Genomic DNA, 15893 nt, shown 5'->3' with positions numbered 1-15893 from the left:
GCTGCACTGCAGCGCGTTGCGGCGCGAGGGCGGCACATGGACCGTCGCGTGCGCTGTACGGGCAGCGGTGGCTCGACGGCACGCACGCGGGCGGCCGAGAATGCAGCTCCCTCCCTGCGGCGTGGACCCCGGATGACCCTTTCCCCGACCGATCTTTTCGATGTCCGTGGCCTGCTCGGCGAGGATGAGCGCGCGGTGCAGGACAGCGTGGCGCGCTTCACCGACCAGCGCGTCCTGCCGATCATCGGCGAGGCCTTCGATCAGGCGCGCTTTCCCCACGAGCTCGTCGAAGAGATCGCTGCGCTTGGGCTGCTCGGTGCCACGCTGCCGGTGGCCTACGGCGGCGGCGGGCTGGGGCCGGTGGCTTACGGACTGATCTGCCAGGAACTCGAGCGCGGCGATTCCGGTCTGCGCAGCTTCGTGTCGGTGCAGAGCTCGCTGTGCATGTACCCCATTCATGCCTATGGCAGCGAGGAACAGCGCGCGCGCTGGCTGCCGGCGATGGCGCGCGGCGAACGGATCGGCTGCTTCGGCCTGACCGAGGCGCAGGGCGGATCGGATCCGTCCAGCATGCGTACGCAGGCGCGGCGCGAAGGCAACGACTGGCGGCTGTCGGGCAGCAAGCTGTGGATCACCAACGCACCGATCGCGGATCTGGCGATCGTCTGGGCGCAGACCGGAGACGGCGTGCAGGGTTTCATCGTGGAAAAAGGCATGCCCGGATTCGCGGTGCAGCCGATCGAGCGCAAGATGAGCCTGCGTGCGTCCTCCACCGGTGCCCTGTTCCTCGATGACGTGCGGGTGCCGGAGGCCAATCGGCTGCCGGGCGTGCGGGGATTGAAGGGACCGTTGGGATGCCTGACGCAGGCGCGGTTCGGCATCAGCTGGGGCGCGCTCGGCGCCGCGCAGGCCTGCCTGCGGGAGGCTTTGGAGTACAGCGGGGGCCGCCTGCTGTTCGGACGTCCGCTGGCCGCCACGCAGGATGCCCAGGTGAAGCTGGCGGACATGGCGCGGCGCCTCACCCTGGCCCAGCTGATGGCCCTGCAGCTGGGCCGGCTGAAGGAGGCCGGACGGATGCAGCCCGCCCAGGTCAGCCTGGCCAAATGGAACAACTGCCGGATGGCCATCGACATCGCGCGCGACTGCCGTGAGCTGCTCGGTGCGGCAGGCATCACTACCGATCACGCCGCCATCCGGCACGCGCTCAACCTGGAATCGGTGATCACCTACGAGGGCACCGAGACCATCCACAAACTGGTGGTGGGGCGCGAGCTCACCGGCATCAACGCGTTCTGACGCCGCCCCGGCACCCGGCTATGCGCCGCCGGCGAATCCATGCTGGCGCCACGCCTCGTACACCATCACCGCCACCGTGTTGGACAGGTTGAGGCTGCGGTTGTCCGGGCGCATCGGCAGGCGCAGGCGATGGCCTTCGGGCAGGTTGTCCAGCAGATCCTGCGGCAGGCCCCGGCTTTCGGGTCCGAACAGGAAGGCGTCGCCATCTTCATACCGCACACTGTCATGGCGGACACTGGCGCGGGTGCTCAGGGCGAACAGCCGGCGCGGCGCGATGTGCTCCAGCGCGGTGGGCAGCCCGGGGTGGACCTGCACGCGCGAATATTCGTGGTAATCCAGCCCTGCGCGCTTGAGCTGCTTGTCTTCCAATGCAAAGCCGAGGGGCTCGATCAGGTGCAGCTGCGCCCCGGTATTGGCACACAGACGGATGACATTGCCCGTGTTGGGGGGAATTTCAGGCTGGAACAGAATGACGTGGAACGTGGGGACCTGGCTCATCGGCGCAGTGTAAAGCGCCGCAAACGTTCTGGCGTGGGACGCCGGGCCCTGCAACGTGGAACGGGCCCGGTGTCAGTGGCAGGGCATGCGTGCGCAGGCGGGAATCATCGGCGACATGACGGACCTTCGCTCACGGGCGGACCAGGACCATCGCGGTGTCGACGGCCAGTGCCTGCAGCTCCGAAGCCGAAGGCCGCACCTGCACGACCGGCAGGTTGACGATCACATCCTGCGCCAGGGTGGTGGCGGCAGCGGCAAGCACGGTGGCGTACTGCCCGGCCTGCTGTTCGGCCATCAGCGCGACGCGCTGCTCCAGGCTCGGGCGGACCTGCACGGCGGCGAGCGTCGTGATCGCCATGGCAACGGCCGGACCCTCACGCTCGGCCCGTTGTTCGGCGCTCGGGCGGACCTCGACGGCGGCCAGGGTGGCAATGCCGCTGGTCTGCTCCAGGCGCTGCTGGGCGATCTGGTCGGCAGCGGGGCGGACCTGCACGGCTGCCAGCGTCGTGACGGTTTCGGCCGCCTGGGCCGGGGTCCCGACGACGGAACCGGCGATCAGGGCGATGGCGAGAGCGAGGGTGCTGGTGTTCACGGCAGGTTCCTTGGTGTGGTCGATGAGTGGTGTGGTAGTAAGGTAGTACACCTAATCAGATGGTGCAAGAACAATCGGTGCGTAGAGCAATCCATTAATCCTGTGTTCATAAAGTCCTTGGGCAAGTTGCCTCGACCAGAACTGGAGCAATCGCCGTGCCAGGTTTTTTTAGTTGTCGATTCAATTACTTGCGCTGCTCCACCGTGTCCGCTGTCCGGACATCTGTCCACCTGCAGCCCCGGTGGCTCGAGGAAGGAGACGATCGGGTGCCGCTGCTGTGACCCGCGACCCGGGCGGGGCCTTCCTGACAGGGGCATGACCGTCGACCGGTGCGCGCGTGAAGGCAGCGCGCTAGGATCGCTGCCTCAACTACTCACCCAAGGATCCGGAATGACCGCTCGCCTGCGTCCGCGCACTGCGCTGCTCGCTGTAGCGCTTACCGTCGCTATCGGCGGACTGGCGCCCGCGCCGCTGCTGGCCAAGCCGGCTGCGGTGGCCAGCGTGGACATTCCGTTCGAGCAGTTCACCCTGCCCAATGGCCTGCGCGTGATCGTGCACACCGATCGCAAGGCCCCCATCGTCGCCGTCAACGTCTGGTACCACGTGGGCAGCAAGGACGAACCGGCCGGGCGCACCGGGTTTGCCCACCTGTTCGAACACCTGATGTTCCAGAGCAGCGAAAACCACGACGGCGAGTATTTCGAACCCTTCAAGCAGGTCGGTGCCACCGGCCAGAACGGCACCACCAACACCGACCGCACCAATTATTTCGAGAACGTGCCCACCACCGCGCTGGACATGGCGCTGTGGATGGAATCGGACCGCATGGGGCACCTGCTCGGTGCGATCGACCAGGCGGCGCTGGACGAGCAGCGCGGCGTGGTGCAGAACGAGAAGCGCCAGGGCGAGAACCAGCCCTACGGCCAGGTGTGGACCAAGCTCAACCGCGCGCTGTACCCGGCCGGGCACCCGTACCACCACAGCGTCATCGGCTCTATGAACGACCTCAACGCGGCCTCGCTGGATGACGTGAAAACCTGGTTCCGCACCTGGTACGGCCCCAACAACGCGGTGCTGGTGCTGGCCGGTGACATCGACGTGGCCACCGCCAAGGAAAAGGCCACGCGTTATTTCGGCAGCATCCCGGCCGGCCCGTCGATGGCGCAGCCCCGCGTGGACGTGGCCCACCGCGATGCTGACACCCGCGAAGTGATGACCGACAAGGTGCCGCAGGCGCGCATCTACCGGGCATGGAATGTGGCCCAGCTCGGCACTACCGACATCGACCAGCTGCAGTTGCTGGCGCAGGTGCTGGGCGGCGCCAAGTCCTCGCGCCTGGGCAAGCGCCTGGAACATGAAGAGAAGCGGGTGGACAACGTGACCGCCGGTGCGCTCGGCTCGCAGCTCGGCTCCAAGTTCATCGTGATGGCCACCGTCAAGCAGGGCGAGGATCCGGCCAAGGTGGAGGCGATCATCGACGAAGAGATCGAACGCCTGCTCAGGGACGGCCCCACCGCCGAAGAGCTCGCACGTGCCAAGACGGCCTTCCGCGCCGGTTTCATCCGCGGCATCGAGCGCATCGGTGGCTTCGGTGGCAAGGCCGATGCGTTGGCCGAGTGCGCGGTCTACACCGGCGACCCGGGCTGCTTCCGCCAGTCACTGGCGACCATCGAGAAGGCCAGTGCGGATGACCTGCGCCGTGTCGGCAGCCGCTGGCTCGGCGTGGGCAGCCATACGCTGGTGGTCGAACCCGGCGCGCGCGTGGCGCTGGAAGAAGAGCCCTCGGTTGCGCCGAAGCCCTTCGAGGTGCCGGCCGTGGATGCGAAGTTCCGCACGTTGCCGGCGCAGGTCGACCGCAGCACCGGCGTGCCGCAGACCCAGCGCTTCCCGGAGCTGAAGTTCCCGGCGCTGCAGCGGGCCACGCTGAAGAACGGGACGCGGGTGATCCTGGCCGAGCGCCACGAGATTCCGGTGGTGCAGTTCAGCTACCAGTTCCCGGGCGGTTTCAGCGCCGACCAGGGCCGCAAGCCGGGCACCGCCAACTTCACCATGAGCCTGATGACCGAAGGCGCGGGCGAACGCGGTTCGCTGGCGTTCTCCGATGCCGCCGACGCCCTCGGGGCCAACCTGGATGCGTCCGCCGGGCTGGACTTCAGCAGCGTGGACCTTTCCGCGTTGAAGGAGAACCTGGACCCGTCGCTGGCGCTGTACGCCGACCTGCTGCGCGCGCCCCGCTTCGACCAGGCCGAGATCGACCGGGTCAAGGCCAGCTGGATCGCCGGCATCGCCCAGGAGAAAGCCAACCCGAGCGCCTCGGCGATGCGCGTGCTGCCGCCACTGCTGTACGGCAAGGGCCATCCGTATGCGATTCCCTTCACCGGCAGCGGCGACGAAGCGGCCATCGCGCAGCTGACCCGCGAGGAGCTGGTGGACTTCCACCGCGACTGGCTGCGTCCGGAAGCGGGCACGCTGATCGTGGTTGGCGATACCACGCTCAAGCAACTCCTGCCGCTGCTCGAGCGTCACCTGGGCGACTGGACGAGTGACGGCCCGGCACCGACGGTGAAGGCGGCGACTCCCGTGGCCCTGCCCCAGGCGCCGCGTGTCTACCTGATCGACCAGCCCGGTGCGGTGCAGGCGAACCTGTTCGCCGGGCAGGTGGTGCCCTCGTCGGTGGATGCGGGCTCGACCCGCTTCGACATCGCCAATGGCGTACTGGGCGGCGACTTCACCTCGCGCCTGAACATGAACCTGCGCGAGAACAAGCACTGGTCCTACGGCGCACGCAGCAGCGCCAGCAGCACCGTGGGCCAGCGCCCGTGGATGGCGATGGCGCCGGTGCAGATCGACAAGACCGGTCCGGCCATCGAGGAGATGCGCAAGGAGATCGCCGAGTTCGCCAGCGGCGCCAAGCCGGCGACCGACGCCGAAGTGAACCGCATCCGCAACATCCAGACGCTCAGCCTGCCCGGCGCCTACGAGACGGCCGACGCGGTGCTGGCCACCATCGGCGGGCTGGTGCAGTTCAAGCGGCCGGACGACTACGTGTTCAAGCGCAAGGCCGAGATCGAGGCGATGACCCCGGCACAGGTGCAGGAGGCCGCCGGCCGCATCAACCCGGACGCGCTGACCTGGGTGGTGGTGGGTGACCTGAAGCAGACCGAGGCCGCCGTGCGCGCGTTGAAGCTGGGCGAGGTCACCGTCATCGACGCCGACGGTAATCCGGTGAAGTAATCGCACCCCGCAGCGCGGCCGCGCCGCGCCGGGGGCCCATCGCCCCGGCGCGGCAAGCCAACCAGCCACCCCCGATTCAGCCTGTTCAGGCACAATCCTCCCATCCCCTTCCGGTACCCGCCCATGCGCCTGATCCTGCTGTCCGCCCTGATCCTCAGCGCCACCGCCTGCACCTGGGTGCCGATCGAACCGGCGGGCAAGACCGTGCGCGTGCTTGCCGCCGGTCCGGTGCCGGCCGGTTGCCAGTCCCGCGGCGAGGTGGTGGTGACGGTCAAGAACAAGGTGGGCTTCTACAACCGCAACCCGCTGCGCGTGCAGGAAGAGCTGGAAACACTGGCCCGCAATGAAGCGCCCAGCGCCAATGCCAATGCGCTGCAGGCCGCCGCGCCGCCGGCCGATGGCAGCCAGCGCTTCGCCGCCTTCCAGTGCCCGCCGCGCTGACCTGCGCGCCCTGTGCAGGCAGCTGAATCGATAAAGGTGCGGTGCAGGCGCCGGGGTTATAGAATGATGCCCCTTTTTGCCTGAGCCTTGGCGCTACTTCGATGCTCTTCACGAATGTCTCGATCGCCGGCCTGGCGCATGTCGACGCGCCCCACACGCTGACGACACTGGAAATCAATCAACGCCTGCAGCCGACGCTGGATCGCCTGGGCATCCGCACCGACGTGCTCGGCGATATCGCCGGCATCCACGCGCGTCGCCTCTGGGAGCCCGGCACGCTCGCCTCGGACGCGGCCACGATGGCCGCCCGCAAGGCGCTGGAGGATGCGGGCATCGGCGCCGATCGCATCGGCCTGGTGATCAACACCTCCGTCAGCCGCGATTATCTCGAACCCTCCACCGCCAGCATCGTCTCGGGCAACCTGGGGGTGGGCGAGGAGTGCGTGACCTTCGACGTCGCCAACGCGTGCCTGGCCTTCATCAACGGCATGGACATCGCCGCGCGCATGATCGAACGCGGTGAGCTTGACTACGCCCTGGTGGTGGACGGGGAGACCGCCAACCTGGTCTACGAGAAAACCCTGGAGCGCATGACCGCGCCCGACGTCACCGCCGATGATTTCCGCAACGAACTGGCAGCGCTGACCACCGGTTCGGGTGCGGCGGCCATGGTGATGGCGCGTACCGAGCTGGTGCCCGACGCGCCCCGCTACAAGGGCGGCGTCACCCGTTCGGCCACCGAATGGAACCAGCTGTGCCTGGGCAACCTGGACCGCATGGTCACCGACACCCGGCAGCTGCTGATCGAGGGCATCAAGCTCGCGCAGAAGACCTTCACCGCCGCCAGGGTGGCGCTGGGCTGGGCGGTGGAAGAACTGGACCAGTTCGTGATCCACCAGGTGAGCCAGCCGCACACCGCAGCGTTCATCAAGAACTTCGGCATCGATCCGAAGAAGGTGATGACCATCTTCGGCGAGCACGGCAACATCGGGCCGGCCTCGGTGCCGATCGTGCTGAGCAAGCTCAAGCAGCTCGGCAAGCTCAAGAAGGGCGACCGGATCGCGCTGCTGGGCATCGGCTCGGGACTGAACTGCTCCATGGCCGAAGTGGTCTGGTAAGCCGCTTCGTCAGATGAACTCCAGAGGGTCGGTCTTGCCGACCCTTTTTCACAGGTGCACCGCATGCGCGAACTCCCCGGCTACCCGTCCATCACCCACCGTCTCGATGTGCGCCCCGGCGTGTCGATGAACTACATCGACGAAGGCCCGCGCGACGGCGAGGTGGTGCTGATGGTCCATGGCAATCCGTCGTGGAGCTATTACTGGCGCACGCTCGTGGCCGGGCTGTCGGACCGTTATCGCTGCATCGTGCCGGATCACATCGGCATGGGGCTGTCGGACAAGCCGGCCGATGACCGCTACGCCTATACGCTGCAATCGCGCGTGGAGGATCTGGACGCGCTGCTCAACCATCTGGGCATCACCGGCCCGGTCACGCTGGCAGTGCATGACTGGGGCGGCATGATCGGCTTCGGCTGGGCGCTGTCGCACCACCAGCAGGTCAAGCGCCTGGTGGTGCTCAACACCGCGGCCTTCCCGATGCCGGCGGCGAAGAAGATGCCGTGGCAGATCGCGCTGGGGCGCCACTGGAAGGTGGGCGAGTGGATCATCCGGCGCTTCAACGCGTTCTCGGCCGGGGCCTCGCGCTTCGGCGTGGCCCGCGCCATGCCCGCCGAGGTGCGCCGTGCCTACGTGGCCCCCTATGACAGCTGGGACAACCGGATCAGCACCATCCGCTTCATGCAGGACATTCCGCTGAGCCCGGCCGATGCCGCCTGGCCGCTGCTGGAACGCGCGGGCAAGGCGCTGCCGTCCTTCGCCGACCGACCGGCGTTCATCGGCTGGGGCCTGCGCGACTTCGTGTTCGACCACCACTTCCTGGCCGGGTTCCGCGCGGCGCTGCCGGCCGCGCAGGTGCACGCGTTCGAAGATGCCGGCCACTATGTGCTGGAAGACAAGCACGAGGTGCTGGTGCCGCAGATCCGCGCGTTCCTGGACGCGAACCCGATCCGTTGACCGGACGTCGCGCTCTCCAGGCAGACCGCTAGCCCCGGGCGGGCCAGTCCGCCGGGGTCAGCGGGTCCAGGCCGTAGGCGATGCGCGCCTTCTCGCACTGCGGGCTGTGCCGGCCATGCTCCCATGAGGCATCCACCTCGCGGCAGACACTGGGCCGGTTGGGGTGGATGGTGCAGCGGGAGTACACGCCGATCTGCGCATCCAGCGCGACGCAGCGTACCGGCGCCGAATGCGTGCCGCGCATGCACAGGCGGTGCGGATCAAGGACTTCGGTGAGCGGGTGCGGTACGCCACCGGGGGTGAATTCGTCCGATTCCATCCAGTGAAAGGCGACGCGGTACTGGGTGCAGCAGGCGCCGCAGGTCATGCAGGGGTGTTGCATGGGATGCCGCCTCGGGCGGACTTGAACTGGAACGAAGGTGCGGATTTTCCACGAAGCAGCCCGGCGCGCAAGAAATTCCGTAAGCGGCGACAATGAACGCATGAACGGACCCTGCAATATCGCCGCGCGGCTGCCCGGACTGGCCCGCGAACGCCCCGACCAGATCGCCATCCGCTGCCCCGGCCGCCGCCATCCCGGCAACGGCCTGGCCGCCTACGATGTCACCCTCGATTACCGCCAGCTCGATGCCCGCAGCGATTGCATGGCCGCCGGCCTGTCGGCCTACGGCATCGGCCGCGGCGTGCGTACCGTGGTGATGGTCCGGCCCTCGCCGGAGTTCTTCCTGCTGATGTTCGCGTTGTTCAAGATCGGCGCCGTGCCGGTGCTGGTGGACCCGGGCATCGACAAGCGCGCGTTGAAACAGTGCCTGGATGAAGCGCAGCCGCAGGCATTCATCGGCATTCCGCTGGCCCACGTGGCCCGTCTGGCGCTGCGCTGGGCAGGCAGTGCCACGCGGCAGGTGACCGTCGGGCGTCGGCTGGGCTGGGGCGGCACCACGCTGGCGGCGCTGGAGCGTGCCGGTGCGGGTACCGGGCCGATGCTCGCCGACACCGGGGGTGAGGACATGGCCGCGATCCTGTTCACCAGCGGCTCCACCGGCGTGCCCAAGGGCGTGGTCTACCGCCACCGCCACTTCGTCGGCCAGATCGACCTGCTCGGCACCGCCTTCGGCATGCAGCCCGGCGGCGTGGACCTGCCCACCTTCCCGCCGTTCGCGCTGTTCGATCCCGCGCTGGGCCTGACCTCGGTGATCCCGGACATGGACCCGACGCGGCCGGCGCAGGCCGATCCGCGGCGGTTGCTGGATGCGATCCGGCGCTTCGGCGTGACCCAGCTGTTCGGCTCGCCGGCGCTGATGCGCGTGCTGGCCGAGCATGGCCAACCGTTGCCGGGGGTGATGCGCGTGACCTCGGCCGGGGCGCCGGTGCCGCCGGACGTGGTGGCGAAGATCCGCCGCCTGCTGCCGGCGGACGCACAGTTCTGGACCCCCTACGGGGCAACCGAATGCCTGCCGGTGGCGGTGATCGAAGGGCGCATGCTGGAGCAGACGCGCGCGGCGACCGAGGCCGGTGCCGGGACCTGCGTGGGCACCGTGGTGGTGCCCAACGAGGTGCGCATCATCGCCATCGACGATGGCCCGCTGGCGGACTGGTCCCAGGCACGCGAGCTCGAGCAAGGCCAGATCGGCGAGATCACCGTGGCCGGACCCACCGCCACGGATACCTATTTCAACCGGCCGCAGGCCACCGCGGCCGCCAAGATCACCGAACGCCTGGCCGATGGCAGCACGCGCACCGTGCACCGCATGGGCGATGTGGGTTATTTCGATGCGCAGGGCCGCCTGTGGTTCTGCGGGCGCAAGACCCAGCGCGTGGAAACCGCGCACGGTCCGCTCTACACCGAGCAGCTCGAGCCGGTGTTCAACACCGTGCCCGGCGTTGCGCGCTCGGCCCTGGTGGGTGTGGGTACGCCCGGCCGGCAGGTGCCGGTGCTGTGCGTCGAACCGGCACGTGGCCACGGCAGCGTGCCGGCGTTGCTGGATACGCTGCGCGCGCATGCGCGCGAGCATGCGCCCGCTGCCGGGCTGGAGCACGTCCTGGTGCACCCCGGCTTTCCCGTGGACATCCGGCACAATGCCAAGATCGGCCGCGAGAAGCTGGCGGCGTGGGCGGCGCTGGAACTGGAGAAACACGCATGAAGATCCTCGTGACCGGGGGCGGAGGCTTCCTCGGACAGGCGCTGTGTGCCGGCCTGGTGGAGCGTGGGCACCAGGTGCTCAGCTTCAACCGTGGGCATTACGCGGCGCTGCAGGCGATGGGCGTGGGCCAGATCCAGGGCGACCTCGCCGACGCCCAGGCCGTGCTGCATGCGGTCAGCGGCATGGACGCGGTGCTGCACAACGCAGCCAAGGCCGGTGCCTGGGGCAGCTACGAGAGCTACCACCTGGCCAACGTGGTGGGTACGGACAACGTGCTCGCTGCGTGCCGCGCGCATGGGGTTTCGAAACTGGTCTACACCTCCACGCCCAGCGTGACCCACCGCGCCACCCATCCGGTGGAAGGCCTCGGCGCGGACGAGGTGCCCTACGGCGAGGATTTCCAGGCGCCCTACGCGGCGACCAAGGCCATCGCCGAGCAGCGCGTGCTGGCGGCCAACGATGCCACCCTGGCCACCATCGCACTGCGCCCCCGGCTGATCTGGGGACCGGGTGACCAGCAGCTCGTGCCGCGGCTGGCGCAACGTTCGCGCGCCGGTCGCCTGCGCCTGGTGGGGGATGGAACCAACCTCGTCGACACCACCTACATCGACAACGCCGCGCTCGCGCACTTTCTCGCGCTGGAGGCGCTGTCACCTGGCGCGGCGTGTGCGGGCAAGGCCTATTTCATCTCCAACGGCGAGCCGCTGCCGATGCGTGAGCTGCTCAACAAGCTGCTGGCGGCCGTCGGTGCGCCGCCGGTGCGCAGGCACATCAGCTTCGCCATGGCCTATCGCATCGGCGCCGTCAGCGAGCGCCTGTGGCCGCTGCTGCGCCTTCCGGGCGAGCCCCCGTTGACCCGTTTCCTCGCCGAACAACTGTGCACGCCGCACTGGTACAGCATGGCGCCCGCACGCCGCGATTTTGGCTACGTGCCGCAGATCTCCATTGACGAGGGCCTCACCCGGCTGAAGGATTCATCCGTTCTCGAGCCGGCCATCACTTCCTGAACACCGGCCACGCGGGAGTATGGCCCCACGCCAACCCGGCCCCACTTCCGCGAGGATCGCCATGCTGCACTATGCAATCATCTTTTTCGTCATCGCCATCATCGCTGCCGTGCTCGGTTTCTCGGGTATCGCCGGTGCTGCCACCAACATCGCATGGATCCTGTTCGTGGTGTTCCTGGTGCTGGCGGTGATCTCGATGTTCCGCAAGCGCGCCTGACGCATCGCAGTGGCCGGCCCGTCCGGCACGACTGCACCAGCAAAGCCGGGCACGTGTTGCCCGGCTTTCTTTTTGCCCGGCGCACTGTCCACAGCGTGCCGGGCACCGCGTCGGTGCCGCGATGGCCGGTCATCACCGCACCGTAGCCGGTAGAATGCGGCGCATGGCTCTTTCCCTGCTCAAATCGCTCAAGCCGGTTGCCGGCCGTGCCCTGCAGACCGCGCTCAACCGCGCGCTCGCACTCGATCCCGATACGCGCCAGGCGCTGACCGCGCTGGATGGCCGGCATATCGACCTCACGCTGGAGGCGCCGGCCTTGGCCATGCGCATCAGCGTGCACGGGCAGCAGCTGGAGGTGGGGCCGGTGGACCACCGCGAAGCCGACCTGGCCGTGCGCAGCACGCTCGCCGGTGTACTGGCGCAGCTCCCGATGCTCGCCGCCGCGCGGCGCCAGGCTGATGCGGCGGCAGGCCGCGTGCGGGTGGCAGGCGATGCCGAACTGGCGCGCCGGCTGCAGCAGCTGGCCAAGGGATTCGATCCGGACTGGCAGCTGCCGTTCGTGCGGGTCTTCGGCGAGGTGCTGGGTGTACAGATCGCGCATGCGCTGCGTGCGGCGCTGCAGACCGCGCGCCGTGGCGCCGGTGACCTGGCGCACAGTGCCGCCGAGTTCATCACCGAAGAGTCCCGCGACGTGGTGTCGCGCGCCGAACTGGAGGCCTTCCACGATGACGTGGACGTGCTGCGCGATGATGTCGAGCGCCTGGTCGCCCGCGTGCAGCGCCTGCGGGGTGCCGCATGAAGGCGCTGCTGCGGGCCGCCCGCATCGGTCGCATCATTCTCCGTTACCGCCTGGATGACCTGCTGCAGGGCACGCCGGCCGAGCGCTGGCTGCGCCTGGCCAAGCCGTTCGTCCCGCGTGCCTCGGCGGCCATCGCGGCCCAGTCCCGCGGCGCCCGGCTGCGGCTGGCGCTGCAGGACCTGGGACCGATCTTCGTCAAGTTCGGGCAGATCCTTTCGACCCGGCGCGATCTGGTGCCGCCGGACGTGGCGGTCGAGCTGACCCTGCTGCAGGACCGTGTCAAACCCTTCGACGGGCAGGCGGCGCGCCTGATCGTGGAGTCCGCGCTGGGCCTGCCGGTCAGCGAGGCGTTCGCCAGCTTCGAGACCGAACCACTGGCCTCGGCATCGATCGCCCAGGTGCATGCGGCCACGCTGGTCGGCGGGCGGCAGGTGGTGGTCAAGGTGCTGCGGCCGGACATCGAAAAGCAGATCGTCGCCGACATCGCACTGCTGAACTCGCTGGCCACGCTGGTCGAACGCACCCACCCGCGTGCCGACAAGATCCGACCGCGCGAGGTGGTGGCCGAGATCGAGAACACCCTGGCCGCCGAGCTCGACTTGCAGCGCGAAGGTGCCAACGCCAGCGTGCTGCGGCGGTTCTGGGAGAACTCCGACGACCTCTACGTGCCTGAAGTGATCTGGAGCCACACCGCCGAGCGCGCGCTGACGCTGGAGCGGGTGTGGGGCATTCCGTCCGATGACATCGTGGCCCTGGACCGTGCAGGCATCGACCGTGTGGCGCTGGCCGCCAAGGGCGTGCGGCTGTTCTACACGCAGGTGTTCCGGGACAACTTCTTCCACGCCGATGCGCATGCCGGCAACATCTGGGTGGACGCCGATCCGCTGCGCCGGAGCAACCCGCGTTTCATCGCGCTGGACTTCGGCATCATGGGCCAGCTCTCGCAGGAAGATCAGTACTACCTGGCCGAGAATTTCATGGCCATCTTCAACCGCGATTACCGCCGCATCGCCGAACTGCACGTGCAGGCCCGCTGGATGCCCGACCACGTGCGCGTGGACGAACTGGAAGCGGCCGTGCGTTCGGTGTGCGAGCCGTACTTCACCCGCCCGCTGTCGCAGATCTCGCTGGCCGAAGTGCTGATGAAGCTGTTCCGCGTGGCGCAGCGCTACCAGCTGGTGCTGCAGCCACAGCTGATCCTGCTGCAGAAGACCCTGCTCAACATCGAAGGCGTCGGCCGCCAGCTGGATCCGGACATCGACATCTGGGCCGTGGCACGCCCGGTGCTGGCGAAGATCCTGCGCGAGCGCTACAGCCCGCGCCGGGTGCTGCGCGAGATCGGCAAGCGCGTGCCGGAGATCATGACCCAGGCCCCGGACATGCCGCGCCTGGTGCATGCATGGCTGAGCCAGCAGGTGGAAGGCCGGCACGAACTGTCGATGCGCTCGCGTGACCTGGTCGCGCTGGAAGGCAGCGTGCAGCGCCTGCAGCGCCATGCCGTGGGCGCGATCACCGGCGTCGGCCTGCTGGCCATCGCCGCGCTGATGTACGTGCTGCAGCCGCCTGGCTGGTATTTCGGTGATGCGCCGGTGTGGGCCTGGATTTCCGGCACGGTGGGCGTGTTCGCCCTGGTGCGTGCGTGGTGGAAATGAGCACCGCTGCCGCGCAGGTAGAGGACGACGCCACCGCCGTCGTGCACGAACCCCTGCAGCTGCTGCACCTGGACGACTGGCTGGCGGTGGTGAACAAGCCGGCAGGGCTGATGGTCCATGACAGCAAGCTGGCGCGCGGCGAGGATGATTTCCTGGCCGACCGGCTGCGCGATCAGCTGGGTCGGCCGATCTTCCTCGTCCACCGCCTGGACCGCGCCACCAGCGGCTGCCTGCTGCTGGCCTTCGACCGCGAAACGGCAAGCACGCTGGGCAAGGCGTTGATGGCCGGCGAGGTGGACAAGGACTACCTGACGGTCTGCCGTGGCTGGCCGGCGGAAGACACCTGGCGCGTCGAACATGATCTGGACGGTGGCCCGGGCAAGCCGGTCAAGAAACCTGCGGTCACTGATTTCCAGTGCCTGGAACGCGGCGAACTGCAGGTCCCCAGCGGGGACTTCGCCACCTCACGCTACGCCCTGCTGCGTTGCCAGCCGCAGACCGGGCGCTTCCGGCAGATCCGCCGCCACCTCAAGCATCTCTCGCACCACATGATCGGCGACACCAGCCACGGCGATGGCCGGCACAACCGCACCTTCCGCATGCAGGGCGTGCACCGCATGCTGCTGCATGCCGAGCGCCTGCGCTTTCCGCATCCGCAGGGTGCGCTCGTGGACGTCCGCGCCCCGGTGGATGCCGGCTTCCAGAAAGCCCTGGACCTGTTCGGCTGGACCATTGCATGACGCCCCTTGGCGCGAAGCGAGGCCAGCAGGACACCGCTTCTGCCGCCGCCCACGGGTTCCCAGCGCCCGGCCAGCCCAGGTAAGTGGGCCCACCACGCGGGGCCAGCCGCTCGGTCGCCGTTACTTCGCGGCCGGCTCGTTGACGATCGTCTCCAGGTCCTTCTGCAGGTCCGCGAACAGCGGCTGCATGCGTGTCTGGATCGCCACCATCACGTTCTGCATCAGTGCCGGCGTCTTGTCCAGCAGGCTCTGCCCGGCCGAGCTCTCGTAGAATTCGGCCATCGCCAGCACGTCTTCCTTGCTGAAGGTCTGCTTGTACAGGTCCACGTACATCGGACGCAGCTGCTGCCATGACAGCGCCTGGCGCAGGGTCTGCTGGGTACGCGCCTGGATCCGCTTGAGCTGTTCCTGCTGCTGTGGCGTGAGCTGGCGATCGCGCGCGGCCTGTTCGAACTGCTGGCGCTGCATCTGCTCGATCTGCGGCAACATGGAATCCAGCATCGCCTGCGCACGCGAAGCGGACAGCAGCCGGTTGATGTCGCCGTCGGTCGGCGGTGCAGCCCACGCCGGGGCGCTGGCCACGGCAAGAACGAGCAGCAGAGCGGTGCGGCGAAGGCGGGCAGGGAAGCGGATCATGCGGGGACGTCCTGTAGGTGTTTGACGCAGCATAGCGCCGTTACGGGCGAAGGCGGCGTGTTGCCCCCCTGATCGCGGTTGAAGCCCCCTTGTTGGCAACCGCATGCTCACCTGCTGCGGCTACAATGCGCCCATGGGCAATGGACCAGTGACTGTTTCGCCGCAGCTGACGATCCCCGACGACGAGCTCGTCGAGCGGTTCGTGCGCGCCAGTGGCGCCGGCGGGCAGAACGTCAACAAGGTCTCCACGGCGGTGGAACTGCGGTTCGATCTCGCCGGCTCGCCGTCGCTGCCCGAGCCGTTGCGGGCACGGCTGCTTGCGCGACGCGACCGCCGCGTGACCGGTGAGGGCGTGCTGGTGATCGACGCGCAGCGCTTCCGCACCCAGGACCGCAACCGCGAGGATGCGCGCGAACGCCTGGCCGAGTTCATCCGTGCCGGGCTGAGCGTGCCCAAGCCGCGCAAAGCCACCAAGCCCACCTACGGGTCGACGCTGCGTCGACTCGACGCCAAGAAGGGCCGCGCGCAGGTCAAGCGCGGTCGCACCACCCGCAACTGGGAGTAA

General features: G+C 68.4%; 16 protein-coding genes. 12 read left to right on the top strand and 4 right to left on the bottom strand.

Translation table 11 applies throughout. From position 1 onward, the window contains the following. Positions 1–132: 132 nt before the first annotated feature. Complete coding sequence (locus FHY09_RS12825) at positions 133–1296, top strand: acyl-CoA dehydrogenase family protein (RefSeq protein ID WP_166927284.1); 1164 nt, start codon at positions 133–135, stop codon at positions 1294–1296. Positions 1297–1314: 18 nt separating this feature from the next. Here the strand turns inward: FHY09_RS12825 and FHY09_RS12820 are convergent, their stop codons facing one another. Together FHY09_RS12820 and FHY09_RS12815 are read right to left on the bottom strand one after the other, a co-directional pair. Beyond that, entirely contained in the window at positions 1315–1794 is a 480-nt protein-coding gene (locus FHY09_RS12820) for a tRNA (cytidine(34)-2'-O)-methyltransferase (protein WP_166927283.1), read from the bottom strand. Between the two features lie 130 nt (positions 1795–1924). Beyond that, positions 1925–2386, bottom strand: coding sequence for an XAC0231 family protein (locus FHY09_RS12815; RefSeq protein WP_166927282.1), 462 nt, complete (start codon positions 2384–2386; stop codon positions 1925–1927). Between the two features lie 390 nt (positions 2387–2776). Here FHY09_RS12815 and FHY09_RS12810 point away from each other — a divergent pair, with 390 nt between their 5' ends. The 4 genes from FHY09_RS12810 to FHY09_RS12795 all read left to right on the top strand — a co-directional run bounded on the left by FHY09_RS12810 (position 2777) and on the right by FHY09_RS12795 (position 8136). Beyond that, positions 2777–5620, top strand: coding sequence for a M16 family metallopeptidase (locus FHY09_RS12810; RefSeq protein WP_166927281.1), 2844 nt, complete (start codon positions 2777–2779; stop codon positions 5618–5620). Between the two features lie 123 nt (positions 5621–5743). Continuing rightward, on the top strand, positions 5744–6061 hold the full coding sequence (locus FHY09_RS12805; RefSeq protein ID WP_166927280.1) for a DUF4156 domain-containing protein: 318 nt from the start codon (positions 5744–5746) through the stop codon (positions 6059–6061). 101 nt (positions 6062–6162) lie between these two features. Then, entirely contained in the window at positions 6163–7179 is a 1017-nt protein-coding gene (locus FHY09_RS12800; protein ID WP_166927279.1) for a 3-oxoacyl-ACP synthase III, read from the top strand. A 63-nt stretch (positions 7180–7242) separates the two neighbouring features. Beyond that, entirely contained in the window at positions 7243–8136 is an 894-nt protein-coding gene (locus FHY09_RS12795) for an alpha/beta fold hydrolase (RefSeq protein ID WP_166927278.1), read from the top strand. 28 nt (positions 8137–8164) lie between these two features. On the opposite strand, the gene FHY09_RS12790 is transcribed toward FHY09_RS12795, so the two are convergent. Further along, positions 8165–8518, bottom strand: coding sequence for a YkgJ family cysteine cluster protein (locus FHY09_RS12790; protein WP_166927277.1), 354 nt, complete (start codon positions 8516–8518; stop codon positions 8165–8167). 100 nt (positions 8519–8618) lie between these two features. On the opposite strand from FHY09_RS12790, the gene oleC reads away from it, so the two are divergent. The 6 genes from oleC to FHY09_RS12760 all read left to right on the top strand — a co-directional run bounded on the left by oleC (position 8619) and on the right by FHY09_RS12760 (position 14692). After that, a complete protein-coding gene (gene oleC / locus FHY09_RS12785; protein ID WP_166927276.1) occupies positions 8619–10277 on the top strand; it encodes an olefin beta-lactone synthetase in 1659 nt (552 codons plus the stop codon). After that, a complete protein-coding gene (gene oleD, locus FHY09_RS12780) occupies positions 10274–11284 on the top strand; it encodes a 2-alkyl-3-oxoalkanoate reductase (RefSeq protein ID WP_166927275.1) in 1011 nt (336 codons plus the stop codon). Before oleC ends, oleD begins: the two co-directional genes overlap by 4 nt. Positions 11285–11345: 61 nt before the next feature. Next, positions 11346–11501 (top strand): DUF1328 domain-containing protein, encoded by a 156-nt coding sequence (locus tag FHY09_RS12775; protein ID WP_166927274.1) that lies wholly within the window; start codon positions 11346–11348, stop codon positions 11499–11501. Positions 11502–11664: 163 nt separating this feature from the next. Continuing rightward, the gene (locus FHY09_RS12770) at positions 11665–12300 is read left to right on the top strand and encodes an SCP2 sterol-binding domain-containing protein (protein WP_166927273.1); all 636 of its coding nucleotides are present in this window, start codon (positions 11665–11667) and stop codon (positions 12298–12300) included. After that, positions 12297–13952 (top strand): ubiquinone biosynthesis regulatory protein kinase UbiB, encoded by a 1656-nt coding sequence (ubiB, locus tag FHY09_RS12765; RefSeq protein ID WP_166927272.1) that lies wholly within the window; start codon positions 12297–12299, stop codon positions 13950–13952. The genes FHY09_RS12770 and ubiB overlap by 4 nt, the downstream gene beginning before the upstream one ends. Next, positions 13949–14692: a pseudouridine synthase gene (locus tag FHY09_RS12760; RefSeq protein WP_166927271.1), complete on the top strand. Its 744-nt coding sequence runs from the start codon at positions 13949–13951 to the stop codon at positions 14690–14692. Before ubiB ends, FHY09_RS12760 begins: the two co-directional genes overlap by 4 nt. A 120-nt stretch (positions 14693–14812) precedes the next feature. Here FHY09_RS12760 and FHY09_RS12755 read toward each other — a convergent pair whose 3' ends face one another. Continuing rightward, positions 14813–15361: a DUF2059 domain-containing protein gene (locus FHY09_RS12755; RefSeq protein ID WP_456362811.1), complete on the bottom strand. Its 549-nt coding sequence runs from the start codon at positions 15359–15361 to the stop codon at positions 14813–14815. Positions 15362–15461: 100 nt separating this feature from the next. On the opposite strand from FHY09_RS12755, the gene arfB reads away from it, so the two are divergent. After that, positions 15462–15893 carry an alternative ribosome rescue aminoacyl-tRNA hydrolase ArfB gene (gene arfB / locus FHY09_RS12750; RefSeq protein WP_166927443.1) on the top strand — a complete coding sequence of 144 codons (432 nt, stop codon included), beginning with the start codon at positions 15462–15464 and terminating at the stop codon, positions 15891–15893.

Source organism: Xanthomonas sp. 60, from assembly GCF_011761925.1.
The sequence above is the reverse complement of the archived record's forward strand: the minus strand, read 5'-3'. Positions and strand labels throughout refer to the sequence as shown.

Bases quoted from the DNA above. Each gene is read 5' to 3' on its own strand.
- FHY09_RS12825 (WP_166927284.1), top strand. From the start codon at position 133: ATGACCCTTTCCCCGACCGATCTTTTCGATGTCCGTGGCCTGCTCGGC.
- FHY09_RS12820 (WP_166927283.1), bottom strand. From the start codon at position 1,794: ATGAGCCAGGTCCCCACGTTCCACGTCATTCTGTTCCAGCCTGAAATT.
- FHY09_RS12810 (WP_166927281.1), top strand. From the start codon at position 2,777: ATGACCGCTCGCCTGCGTCCGCGCACTGCGCTGCTCGCTGTAGCGCTT.
- FHY09_RS12805 (WP_166927280.1), top strand. From the start codon at position 5,744: ATGCGCCTGATCCTGCTGTCCGCCCTGATCCTCAGCGCCACCGCCTGC.
- FHY09_RS12800 (WP_166927279.1), top strand. From the start codon at position 6,163: ATGCTCTTCACGAATGTCTCGATCGCCGGCCTGGCGCATGTCGACGCG.
- FHY09_RS12795 (WP_166927278.1), top strand. From the start codon at position 7,243: ATGCGCGAACTCCCCGGCTACCCGTCCATCACCCACCGTCTCGATGTG.
- FHY09_RS12790 (WP_166927277.1), bottom strand. From the start codon at position 8,518: ATGCAACACCCCTGCATGACCTGCGGCGCCTGCTGCACCCAGTACCGC.
- oleC (WP_166927276.1), top strand. From the start codon at position 8,619: ATGAACGGACCCTGCAATATCGCCGCGCGGCTGCCCGGACTGGCCCGC.
- oleD (WP_166927275.1), top strand. From the start codon at position 10,274: ATGAAGATCCTCGTGACCGGGGGCGGAGGCTTCCTCGGACAGGCGCTG.
- FHY09_RS12775 (WP_166927274.1), top strand. From the start codon at position 11,346: ATGCTGCACTATGCAATCATCTTTTTCGTCATCGCCATCATCGCTGCC.
- FHY09_RS12770 (WP_166927273.1), top strand. From the start codon at position 11,665: ATGGCTCTTTCCCTGCTCAAATCGCTCAAGCCGGTTGCCGGCCGTGCC.
- ubiB (WP_166927272.1), top strand. From the start codon at position 12,297: ATGAAGGCGCTGCTGCGGGCCGCCCGCATCGGTCGCATCATTCTCCGT.
- FHY09_RS12760 (WP_166927271.1), top strand. From the start codon at position 13,949: ATGAGCACCGCTGCCGCGCAGGTAGAGGACGACGCCACCGCCGTCGTG.
- FHY09_RS12755 (WP_456362811.1), bottom strand. From the start codon at position 15,361: ATGCTGCGTCAAACACCTACAGGACGTCCCCGCATGATCCGCTTCCCT.
- arfB (WP_166927443.1), top strand. From the start codon at position 15,462: ATGGGCAATGGACCAGTGACTGTTTCGCCGCAGCTGACGATCCCCGAC.